The organism is Brevibacterium sp. Mu109, from assembly GCF_900169375.1.
In the GTDB taxonomy this organism is placed as follows: Bacteria; Actinomycetota; Actinomycetes; order Actinomycetales; family Brevibacteriaceae; genus Brevibacterium; species Brevibacterium yomogidense_A.
Genome location: NZ_FXZF01000028.1, coordinates 26,263 through 37,700, shown reverse-complemented (window position 1 = coordinate 37,700; position 11,438 = coordinate 26,263). Strand labels below are relative to the sequence as shown.

7 protein-coding genes and 1 tRNA gene are annotated in these 11,438 nt (G+C 65.4%); 1 reads left to right on the top strand and 7 read right to left on the bottom strand.

The genetic code is table 11. The annotated features are described in order from the left end of the window. The 7 genes from BSP109_RS14195 to BSP109_RS14165 form a co-directional block, all read right to left on the bottom strand. Positions 1 to 4,033 (bottom strand): DEAD/DEAH box helicase family protein (locus BSP109_RS14195; protein WP_257944709.1); only part of this gene is annotated, 4,033 nt, incomplete at its 3' end. A gap of 97 nt (positions 4,034 to 4,130) precedes the next feature. Then, on the bottom strand, positions 4,131 to 5,120 hold the full coding sequence (locus BSP109_RS14190) for an Abi family protein (RefSeq protein WP_257944708.1): 990 nt from the start codon (positions 5,118 to 5,120) through the stop codon (positions 4,131 to 4,133). Between the two features lie 135 nt (positions 5,121 to 5,255). Continuing rightward, positions 5,256 to 5,906, bottom strand: coding sequence for a DUF4062 domain-containing protein (locus BSP109_RS14185; RefSeq protein WP_257944707.1), 651 nt, complete (start codon positions 5,904 to 5,906; stop codon positions 5,256 to 5,258). A 173-nt stretch (positions 5,907 to 6,079) separates the two neighbouring features. Further along, entirely contained in the window at positions 6,080 to 7,087 is a 1,008-nt protein-coding gene (locus tag BSP109_RS14180; protein WP_101601480.1) for a DUF4349 domain-containing protein, read from the bottom strand. A gap of 122 nt (positions 7,088 to 7,209) precedes the next feature. Further along, positions 7,210 to 7,282 (bottom strand) — tRNA-Ala (locus BSP109_RS14175). A gap of 93 nt (positions 7,283 to 7,375) precedes the next feature. Continuing rightward, positions 7,376 to 8,551 carry a CaiB/BaiF CoA-transferase family protein gene (locus tag BSP109_RS14170; protein ID WP_101601479.1) on the bottom strand — a complete coding sequence of 392 codons (1,176 nt, stop codon included), beginning with the start codon at positions 8,549 to 8,551 and terminating at the stop codon, positions 7,376 to 7,378. After that, complete coding sequence (locus BSP109_RS14165; protein ID WP_101601477.1) at positions 8,548 to 10,386, bottom strand: acyl-CoA dehydrogenase family protein; 1,839 nt, start codon at positions 10,384 to 10,386, stop codon at positions 8,548 to 8,550. Before BSP109_RS14165 ends, BSP109_RS14170 begins: the two co-directional genes overlap by 4 nt. Positions 10,387 to 10,508: 122 nt before the next feature. Here BSP109_RS14165 and BSP109_RS14160 point away from each other — a divergent pair, with 122 nt between their 5' ends. Then, the gene (locus BSP109_RS14160) at positions 10,509 to 11,435 is read left to right on the top strand and encodes a LysR substrate-binding domain-containing protein (protein ID WP_101601476.1); all 927 of its coding nucleotides are present in this window, start codon (positions 10,509 to 10,511) and stop codon (positions 11,433 to 11,435) included. Positions 11,436 to 11,438 lie beyond the last annotated feature (3 nt).

The following is an 11,438-nucleotide window of genomic DNA, read 5'->3' as shown; positions in this document are numbered from 1 at the left end:
GGCGAAGAGGACCTCGCTCGAGGCCCAGTAGCCTCGACCAGGCAACCTCTCCCAGGCCCTGGCGCCGAACTCCCTGACCACCAGCCCGCACCGATCCACCTATCGGCACCAAGATGGATACCCCTTTTAGATTTACAGCGAGCGTTGACATTTTTCGTTGAACGTCAATTGCGGAGTAGCCATATACCCATGCATCGCGATTTGTACTCAATCCCAAACTATGCGTAGTCAGAATTGAACTACCACCTGTCGAATCGGCGTTTTTTCCGCTGAGCATGGGAAGAGAGTCGAAAGCGTTGGACGACTGGTTGATCCACTCGTGGCGATCGTTCGGGATCAGGGTGGCCCACTCCGTGGACGCGACGGTCCCGCCACTCACGATCTGTAGCTTCTCGTCGCGGTTCAGGTAGTCACCGATGTCGCGGTAGCGGAGCTCGCACGGACCCGAATGAGCCGGATCCTTCACGCCCACGAGGATCGCGACCGTCGCGCGACTGCCCGAACCGAAAACCTTTCCGCCTTCCTTCCGCGACTGCTCGCCCGCTGTCCGCTGGTTCCCTCGCAGGTTATAGACGTACAGATGATCGAAATCGCGCTCGAGGTGAGCACGGATTCCCGCGGCAGAGTTCGCATCGATGTATCCGCCGTTCGTCACGTAGGCGAGCACTCCCGCATCGCCGAGACGATCGACTCCCCAGCGCATTGCTCGAACATACGAGTCGTACAGACTGCTCTTGTATTGCCCCGACGCCTCCGCCGCGTACGTGTCCCGAATCCGCGCGTCCAGTGTGGGATACTCCTGGTTCGCGTTGTTGTCGTTCGCGCTCGTCTGGCCGACGGAGTACGGCGGATTGCCGACGATCACGCGGATGTCGGTGTCCAGCTGCTTCTTCGCTCGGTCGCTGTTACCCACGAAGACGCCGTCGTCGATTGTGTCGTTGTCCTCCGTCATCTGGAAGGTGTCGGCGAGGACGATGCCTTCAAACGGCTGGTAGTCACCCCCAGCGATTCCGTGGAACGTCGCTTCAATGTTGACTGCCGCGATGTAGTAGGCGAGCAGCATGATCTCGTTCCCGTGCAACTCCCCCGCATACTTCCGCGCCAGATCGTGCGGATCGATCAGTCCCGATTCCAAGAGGCGGACGATGAACGTACCCGTCCCCGTGAACGGGTCGAGCACGTGGACGCCCTCGTCCGTGATGCCCTTGCCGAAGTGCTCCTTCAACAGGTCGTCCACCGCGCGGAGGATATAGTCGACGACCTCCACCGGGGTGTACACGATGCCCAGCGCGTCCGCCTGCTTGGGGAACGCCTTCGTGAAGAAACCTTCGTACAGTTCCGTGATGATCCGCTGTTTACCCTGGGCCGTATCAATGCCTTCTGCACGCTTCCGCACGGAAGCGTAGAAGCCCTGCAGCTCCTCGGTCTCTGCATTAAGGTTGTTGCCCTCCAGCGCGGAAACCATCCGCCCCATCACCTGAGAGACCGGGTTCTGCGCCGCGAAGTCATAACCCTCGAACAGGGCATCGAAGACCGGCTTCGTGATGAGGTGCTGCGCGAGCATTGACACTGCGTCGTCCTCGCTGATCCCGTCGTTCAGGTTCGCCCGCAGAGCGGTGACGAACTCACGGAACTGAGCAGCGGCCTCAGGGGTGGGATTCTTTAGAACCAGTGCCTGCAGGCGCTGGGTCTGACGGGCGGCGACGTCTGCGATCGTGTCCTGCCACTTGTCCCAGTACTCGCGGTCGCCCACCTTGTTGACGATCTTCGCGTAGAGGGCATCCCGCCACTGGTCCAGCCCCTCCAGGTACAGCGCGACCTGTGTCCCCAGGTCCTTGCCGCCCGTGGACGGATCGGCATTCGTGCCCTGCCCAACTCCCTCGACGTCGTCACGGTCGAACTCGACGTGTTCGTGGACGACCTTGCCGGCGGTGTGCTTGTTGAGGTCCAACTGGTTGACCATCGCGTCGAAGCGATCATCATGGCTGCGCAGTGCGTTGAGCACCGACCAGATGACCCGGTACTTCTTGTTGTCCTTGAGCGCCTCTTCCGGCGTCGCGCCGGCGGGGACCGCGACGGGCAGGATGATGTAGCCGAAGTCCTTGCCCTTGGAGCGGCGCATGACTCGGCCGACGGATTGGACGACGTCCACCTGCGAGTTGCGCGGGGACAGGAACATCACCGCATCCAGACTGGGGACGTCCACACCTTCGGAGAGGCAGCGGGCGTTCGTGAGGATGCGGCACTCCCCCGCGTCGGCTGGCTCGTCGGCGACGTTCGCTACCTCGTCTGACTGTATGGGTTTGGGTGTGGACTCCAGCCAATTGAGGTGCTTGATCCGTTCCGCGACGTTCATCCCGCCGTCCACGTGCCGCGTCGCCAGCTGCAGACCGTTGTCGCCACCCATCTGCGCACCCACGAGTTCGAGCGACCGCGCGATGCGCTGGGAGTCCTTGATGTTCGCGGCGAACGCGACGGCGCGGCGCATCGGTGCTGTGGTGCGGCGGGCTGTGGCAACGGCATCCGCGACTCCCGAGACGCCGTGCTGGTCCCCCGAGTCTCCCGCCAGGGAGGCGGCGGGCGGCTGGGTGGTGAGAGCGGTTTCGGCGGCGGTGGCCTCTGCACCGCGAGTGGCGAGTCCTTTCCAGCAGCCGACCATCTGCGCGGCCTCGTCCAGGCGCAGAGCACCGTCCTCATCGGTGAGAAGGGTCTGCAGGTGCGTGTTCACGCTGCCCTCGTCCACCGTCAGGATGAGCACCTTGTAGTCGGTGAGCAGGCCGGCCTCCACAGCGGCGCCGAAGCCCAGGTGGTGGAACTCGGGACCGAAGACGTCCTCGTCGTCCATGCTGGCGACGACGACGGAGTTCTCCTCCGCCTTCCGCTTGGAGGATTCGTCGAAGACGCGCGGGGTCGCGGTCATGTAGAGGCGCTTGGTGGCGCGGACGTAGGCGTCGTCGTGCACGCGGACGAAGTTCGAGTCATCCTGGCCGGCGGCTGTGGCACCCGTGGTGCGGTGGGCCTCGTCGCAGATGACGAGGTCGAAGTCCGGCAGGCCCGCCCGCTGCGCGCCGGTGAGCACGTCGATCGACTGGTAGGTGGAGAAGATGACGGTGCGGCCCTCGTAGCCGTCGCCCTTGCGCCATTCCTCGATGAGGCGGTCCGAGTCTGTGGTGGCGGGGATGATGAGGTCCGTCGTGGAGACGTCCGCGTCGACGTTCTTGCCCACCTTCACGTCCGAGCACACGGCGAACGCGCGGAACGGCTCCTTCGCGTCCCGCTTCCATTCGGTGAGCGTCTGCGACAGGAGCGCGATGGACGGAACGAGGAAGAGGACGGTGTCGCTGGGGCCGGTCTGCTGCTCCATGATCTGCAGCGACGTGTACGTCTTGCCGGTGCCGCACGCCATGATGAGCTTGCCGCGATCATGAGTGGTGAAGCCCTCCTGCACGGCCTTCATAGCCGCGCGCTGATGCGGCATGGGCGACTTGGCGTCATCGGAGCGGCGGATGTCCTCCGGTCGATCCAGGCTGAACTGCGCCCAGTCGATCGGGGCATTCGCGAGGTGGAAGACGTTGAGGTGCGTGAGCGGCGGGTCGAGTCGCTGCATGTAGGACTCGATCGTCGCGTTCATCTTGGTCGTGGTGGAGACGAAGATGCGGCGGGAGAATTCACCGGTGGACGAGGCGGAGATGAACGAATCGACCTGTCCCTTGCCCACGGTCGTCTGCGGGTCGATGAACTTGCACTGGATCGCGGTGAGGTCGCCGGTGATCGCGTCGCGGGCGACCAGATCGACGCCGTCGTCGGTGCGGCCGGCCTTCCCCGGGTAGTCGCTCCACTCCCAGACCTCGTCGAACTGAGAGGCGTACGCCGGGTCCGTCATGAGGTAGGACCGGATGAGGCGTTCGAACTTCGTGCCCTTGTCGCGCTCGTCGAGGCTGCCGTAGTAGAGCGTGTCGAGCAGGTTTCCAAACGCGTCCTCAGCAGGGGATTCGGTTCGCGCGGCTGTGCTCGTCATCGTGCTGTCCGTCATGAGGACATCGTATGTGGGGGTGCAGAGTCCTGCGCAGTCAGGCCAATCGAGCACGCGGTGTGGTTCTCCTCAGCAGCCAGAGTGCCGCGCACGATTGTCAGGGGTGCCAGAGTTCTTGGTCGAGCCAGCCTGGAGCGACTCCCATTGATTCGAGATCGAGGACGTCGCTCACCGGAAATGCACGAAGGTGCCCCTCGAATCGTCCAGGCCAATCGTCGTCGGGTGCGATTGAGCGCAGTAGGAACGCCATCACGGCGAAAGCACTGTATGCACCGAACTCCTTTGGAGCCGCAGTCTCAGTGAGATGCGCAAGAAGAGGGACCTGGGCAGGAGTCGGTCTCTTCGGCGCGATCACCAGCTTCTTGTTGAAGAGTCGAGCGTGATGCGCGGCGAGGTTTCTCACGTAGTTGAGAGTGGCGATCCAGCTCGCCATCACCCGCTTGGTCGGCGCACCGAACGCAACCGCGATCTCTGTCGCCAGATCATTTCGCAGCCCAGCATACAGCCGGGAGAGGTGCCCCAGTTCCAGAAGCTCGGTCAGCGCCCAGATCGGCATACTGTCGTCGTACTTCATGCGGAAGTGCTCGACGAAGGCTTCGTCTGAGCTGCTTCGCCTGTCGTCGACACGATTGAGCCACTCTTCCCATCGACTGGGCTGAGCCGCATTGGTCATGGGATCGGCGCGAGCCTCAGAGAAGGCAGCAACGAAAGTGTGTGAGTGTTCATGCGCAAACGCACCGACACGGCCGACCGAATACCCGATCTGCGTTCGCAGTGCGATTTCGATGCGCTCGACCGCCTCGAGTACGAGAAGGCGGAGCTCTCGATCGAACTCAATGAGGTCGACCGCGTCCTCTATCGACGTCCCTTCGCGATAGACGTCCAGTACGTGGGTATGCCCTCGCGCGTTGCCGTCCAGCGTCGTTACGGATTGGCGGAAAGGGTAAAGGTAGCCAGTGACCCGGTAGTAACCGACCGTCCGGAGGAGGTTCAGCGCAGTTCCTCGACTGGTTACCAAGACGCCGCGCGCGATGAGCCTGTCGACCTGCTCGCGGAACGGCAACCACGGTTTGGCGTATCGCATCATAGAGTCCTCCGGGACAAGAAAATCGGCCCGAGCCGTGAGGCGAGCGGGCCGATCATGATGAGTTCATCATAACAGCGGTTCGCAGCGAACGACCAGTCACTGATTCGTTGGGTCGAGGCTCGAGTACTCGACCGATCACCCCACGTGGAACTCCCGTCCCTTCGCTTCGCCGCCTTCCGACCAGCGGATGCACAGTACGTCTTGAACGCCGCCACCCATCCCATGGGCGACGTGGACACGGCGCGTCTGGCCTGCGTGGATGACCGTGGGTCCGGAATCGCTGAGGACGACCATGCTGGGGTTCTCGCCGACAGCTTCGAACGTAACCTCGTGGGCGTCCTCGTCGCCTGTGTTCGTGACTTCGATCCAGTGTCGGGTCTTATAACGAGGCTTACCCCTCTTGTCGTAATCCTTGACCTCGCGTTCCTGCTGAGGCTGCACCTGGAACTGCACTCCGCTGGCTGGCCCGTTCAGCACCGGTGCACCGAGGGCGAACGCCGCGATGTCGAACTCGATGGCCTTCCAGACCTCATACTGAAGCTGGGATAGGTTACTGAATTCGCCGAGCAGACCACGGTCCTGGATCTCCTTCCTGAACGCTCGAAGGCCCTCCAGCTGCTTCGTATCGACGTCGTTAGGCAGCGGCGCTGTCGAGACGTCGAGGTGAACAGATTTGCCTTGATCGATTGCTCGCTCGATCTCCTCAACCGTCCCGGACACCGCACCCGACGTAGGAGAGCCGAGCCGAGTGCCGAACAGCGCGAAGACGACGTCGGAGTCGTCCACACCCTGAGCGTTGATGAGAGATTGCGGGTGGTCTCCGAGCTGAGGCACCGACGACGTCTCCCATCGCCACGGCTGAAGTATGACCCGCTTGTTCCGAGCGTTGGCCTCGTTCCATCCGTGGATCGCGGATTCGACTTCATTCCGAGCTTCGGTGGTGTCCGACGGGGACGCGATCAGCTGCGCGGCCCCACTCCGGTGGGGTCGTCACCGCCGTCCGAGACGCTCCCCCGGCCGTCCACGCCTCCACTGGCGGTTTCGTATGAGTCCGGCGCGTTCGTCGCAGTGACCCCGGCTCCGTCCTGCAGGTCCTCAGACCCCGGCGCACGGCGGCTCCTGCTCCTGCGCCTGCCCCTGCGAATCAGCCAGCGGGTGATCAGGTAGGAGGGAATGCCGATCACAACCACCCACGGAAGGAGCGCTGCGAGTACGATCACCAATCCGCCTGCCGAGTTCAGCAGGGCAGTCCAGACGTCGAGGAACCAGTGCGTGATGCCGCCCGAATCGTCCGCGCGGTCCGTTGCGCGGAGTTCGACCCGGAGGGTGGACATCGACACCCGGTCGTCCAGATCATCGCGCTGGGCGACGAGCTCCTCCAGCTCACCCTGCCGCTCGCTCAGTGCCGCTTCAGCCTCGAGCAGATCAGCGCTGGTGTCCGCCTCGCCCATGATGTCCTCCAGACGCTCGGTGGACACCTCCAGTGCACCGATCCGCGAATCGAGGTCACGCACCGCACCTGTCACATCCTCTGCACTCTGACTCCGCTGCACGACCTCGCCGCTCCCATCGACGTCGGTCATGAGCTTCTCGAACTCGTCAGCGGGGACGCGCAGTGCGATGTCCACGACGGCTTCTCCGTCATGGTCGACCCATTCCTCGCGGCTCTCCACATAGCCGCCACGAGACTCGCCGTGCTCGACGACGCCGTTGGCCGCCTCGGCAGGGTTGTCAGTGATCACCCGCATATCACCTGCGGAGATGACCTGCCGGGCACTCTCCGAGTCCCCGGGTTCCGAGTCTCCGGGGTCCTCGATGTCCGAGTCCTGCGCCGTACTGCGCTGCGCGTCCTCTGAACCCGCGGAGTAATCCGGAGCCCCTGCGTCGCCTGCCCTTTGGGACGATGAATCACAACCGACCAGAATGAGGCCGAGACCGAGGACAAGCGGGGCGATGATTCGTCTCATACCGATGACGGTAGGCTCCCGCGCATACCGGCGGAGCTGTGCCGTGTGGCGATTCTGCAACGACCCACGAAAAAGTCCTGGGTCGCGACACCGGAAACGATGTTGCGACCCAGGACCGTCTGTGGAGCTAAGGGGATTCGAACCCCTGACCTCTTCATTGCGAACGAAGCGCTCTACCAACTGAGCTATAGCCCCGCAGCCACCCGGGGGGCGACCGCCGCCGCCTGCAGGCGACCGCTCCATGTTACTGCCGCGCGGAGCGGTCGCCAAGTCGGCGTTCGTGTGGCCTCAGTCACTCACCGGCTGCGGATCAGCCGTCGTCTGCACAGGATGCACCGCGTCCGCCCCTCCGGGGCTGATCCGGTAGGTCGCAGGCGTGCGCGACAGCTTCACCGGTGAGGCGACGCCGCGGTACCCGTCGTCCATCTCGATGATCATCTCGCGGTGCGCCGTGTGCGGATGCGCGGCGGCCTGGGCAGAATCGAGGATCGGCCCCGCAGGCACGCCGTCGGCCATCAGCGCCTCCCCCAGCGCCACTGCCTCGAACGCGAGCATCGCAGCCTCCAGCTCCGCCCGCAGCTCCTCCCGATGGACACTGCGATCCGCGTTCGTCGCGAACCGCGCATCCTCCACCAGCTGCGGCACTCCGATCCGCTCACACAGACGCGCGAACTGACGGTCGTTGCCCACCGCGATGAAGAGGTCGCCCTCCCCCGTCGCGTACGTGGAGTACGGCGCGATGTTCGGATGGTCGTTCCCGGTCCGCGCAGCGGGCTTCCCCGTCCCGAAGAGGTTGGGCATGTGCGGATGCATGACGGACAGCGCGCAGTCGAACAGCGTGGTCTCCACCCGCTGGCCGCGCCCCGAGACACTCCGCTCCCACAGCGCCATCATGATGCCGTTGACCGCGTTGAGCCCCGTGATCATGTCGACGGCCGGCATCCCGATCCGCGTGGGACCGGTCTCCGGCGTCCCATTCACGCTCATGAGCCCGCTCATCGCCTGCGCGACGGCGTCATAGCCCGGCATGCCGCCCAGGGGCCCGTCCTCGCCGAATCCGGTGACGGAGCAGTGGACCAGGCGGGGGAAGTCGACGCTCAGGACGTCATAGCCCAGCCCCCACTTCTCGAGCGTGCCGGGCTTGAAGTTCTCCACCAGGACATCCGCTTCGACGAGCAGCTCCCGCAGCTTCGCCTGCCCCTCCTGGCTGCGCAGATCCAGCGTGAGGACCTCCTTGTTCCGGTTCACGCCCGCGTAGTACCAGGCGATGTCCTCCCGGTAGAAGGGCGGGCCCCACGCACGCGTCTCATCGCCCTGCGGCGGCTCGATCTTCAGCACGCGCGCACCGTGATCGCCCAAGATCTGCGTGGCGTAGGGCCCGCCCAGCACGCGGGACAGATCCACGACGGTGATCCCCGCCAGACTGCCGGGCCGCTCGGAGGTCCCGGCCGGCGCCCCCGTCACTGCCCGCCGCCCAGCGACTCGGCGACGTAGGCTGCGGCAGCATCGGCGTCCACGCACTCCTGGAGAATGAGGTCCTTCAGGAGGTCGGCCGGATCGTCCACGACAGACAGCGGATCCTGCGGCAGCAGACGGTGGCGCACCACCATCGCGGCGAGGACCACACGGCTGTAGTCGCCGTCACGGGCACCGATCCTCACGCCCTCCCAGGCGAGGAACACTGCGGAGCACAGACAGTACAGAGCAGTCGCGACCTGGCGGGTCTGCGCTTCGTTCGCCTTATCCCCCAGCATCTCCAGCGCGTGCAGCAGCTCGCCGGACAACCGGTCCAGCTCCGCAGCGAGGGGTGCGAATGCCTCGGCCCGGACTCCGGCCTCGGGCGCGTCTGCCGGAGCCGCGCGGCCGCCCACCTCCGCGATGAGCTCGCCCAGGTACCCCATGAGTGGCTTGAGCGCGGATGACCGGTGCGCGGCACGGACCACGTCCAGGGCGACGATGTTGGACGTCCCCTCCCAGATGGACCCCAGCTGGGCGTCGCGGAATGTGCGGGCGTCACCGTACTCCTCGATGTAGCCGACGCCGCCGCGCACCTCCATCGCGTCTGCGGTCACCTTCCGCGCCTCCCGCGTCGTGCGCAGCTTGATGATCGGGGTGAGGATGCGCAGCACTGCCGCGGCTCCGTCGTCCCCCGCATCGGCGCGCTCGAACACGCGAGCGGTGTGGAAGGACATGCTGAGTCCCTGCTCGGCGGGCAGCAGCAGCTTGGCGAGCTGGCGCCGCTGCAGCGGCAGATCGATGAGGCGGGTGCCGAACGCTTCGCGCTCGAGGCACACGAACCGCGACTCCCCGAACGCCCTGCGCATCATGCCGGCAGACCGCACGGCGTTCGACAGACGGGACGAGTTCACCATGTCCGCCATCTGCTTGAAGCCCTGGCCGACATCACCGACGAGGTAGGCGGTCGCACCGTCCAGACTCACCTCGCCCGACGGCATGGACCTGGTCCCGAGCTTGTCCTTGAGCCGCACGATCCGATAGCTGTTCCGCGTCCCGTCCGGCAGGGTCTGCGGCAGCAGGAAAAGGCCGATCCCCTTGATGCCGCGCTGTGCGCCCTCTGGACGCGCGAGGATCATCGTGACCTCCGCGTCCGCGTTGGAGCAGAACCACTTCTCACCCGTCAGCGCCCAGGACCCGTCGCCGTTGTCGCGCGCGATCGTCGTCGCACGCCCGACGTCGGAGCCGGCGTCCTGCTCCGTCATGAACATCGCCCCCTGGGTCAGCGTCTCGAGCGACGTCGACGTCAGGGTGGGCAGATACCGGTCGATGAGCTCCTGGTCACCGAACTTCCGCAGCGTGCGGGTCAGCGCATCCGTCATGGACACCGGGCATTCGAGGCCGAACTCAGCCTGCGCGAAGAGGTAGAAGAACATGTACTTCACGAGCGGCGGCATGGGCTTGTCCCAGCCCAGCACCGGCGTGTGGCTCATCGCGTGCATGCCCAGATCTTCGAATGCGACCCTCTGCAGCTCACGATAAGCAGGGTGGACCTCGATCCACTGGTGATCCCGGCCCTGCCGCGTCCGGTGGTGGAGGACCGGAGGGTTGACGTCCGCCAGGTGCGCCCAGTCGTCCATCTCACCACCCAGCCGCGGGCCCAGTTCGGCGAGCACCGGCGCGAGGTGCTTGCGCAGGTCTTCCTCGAGATAGAGGGGCAGGAGCGCCTGCAGGCTCTTGTCGTCGGCCACGCGGTCGATGCCGTGGCTGTCCGGAACGGGCCATGCCTCCGACACGGGTGAGGTCTGAGAATGCGGCGAGGTCGGGGCTGCTTCTGCGGTCATGGGATCTCCTTCGATCGGGTCGACGGCTCTCACCGGCCTTCGCCGGGGTCACTGCCCTCAGGGTAGAAAGAATGCCGATAACCGTCCAAAAGCAAGAGGTGAAGAGGGGATAACCTTGCGTTATGAAAGACGTCGACCTGCGTCGCCTCCGCTACTTCGTCGTGCTCGCAGAGATCCTGCACTTCGGCCGCGCGGCAGAACTGCTCCACATCTCCCAACCCGGCCTCAGCGCGGAGATCAGGCGACTCGAGAGGCAATTGGGGGTGGCGCTGTTCAGCCGCACGCCGCGCACCGCCCTCACCCACGAAGGCGAGACCCTGCTGCCCGAGGCCGAGGCGGTCCTCGCCAGCGCGGATCGGTTCGCCTCCGCGTCCGCCGTGCTGGCCTCGGGTCAGGCCGGTGTCGTGACGATCGGTTCCACCGCGACAGTGCTGGAGCAGGGCCTCCTCGACGCGATCTCCGCTCTTGCGGAGGAGCTGCCCGACCTTCGCGTCATCGTCGAGGAGCTCTCCAGTGCCGAATCCTTCACCGCCCTGCGGGAAGGCCGCGTCGACTTCGCGTGCGGGAACGCGCCGGCCGACGGGCCCGACGTGACGTCGACCCGTCTCACCGCAGCGCCCTTCGCGCTCGTCGTCCCGACACAGCCCACTGCCGCGCTCCGACCGGTGGGTAGCACTGCGGGTACCGCATCCTCCCCGCAGCGCCTCGCCGACTGCGCCGGACTGCCCTTCGCCGTCTTCCGCCGCAGCGCGTCTCCGCGACTCCACGACACCGTGCGAGCGCTGTGCGGGGAAGTGGGCTTCACCCCTGCCCTCACGTATCGGACGCGCACCTGGCGATCTGCGCTGGACGCCGTCGCGGCAGGTCTCTGCGTCTCGCTCGCGCCGCTATCCGTGGCTCGCGCACGCGAAGGGGACGACCCACGGGTGCGGATCGCGCAGGTCGTCGACTCCGACCTGCGCGTCGAGTCGTGGATCAGCACACGGACCGGAGCCACCTCACAGCTCTCCGATCGGATCGAGCAGGCAGTGGTGGACGCGTTCCGCTGAGCG

What these genes read in the sequence shown, in the direction of transcription:
- BSP109_RS14160 (WP_101601476.1), top strand. Translation starts at nt 10,509, where the DNA reads ATGAAAGACGTCGACCTGCGTCGCCTCCGCTACTTCGTCGTGCTCGCA.
- BSP109_RS14165 (WP_101601477.1), bottom strand. Translation starts at nt 10,386, where the DNA reads ATGACCGCAGAAGCAGCCCCGACCTCGCCGCATTCTCAGACCTCACCC.
- BSP109_RS14180 (WP_101601480.1), bottom strand. Translation starts at nt 7,087, where the DNA reads ATGAGACGAATCATCGCCCCGCTTGTCCTCGGTCTCGGCCTCATTCTG.
- BSP109_RS14190 (WP_257944708.1), bottom strand. Translation starts at nt 5,120, where the DNA reads ATGATGCGATACGCCAAACCGTGGTTGCCGTTCCGCGAGCAGGTCGAC.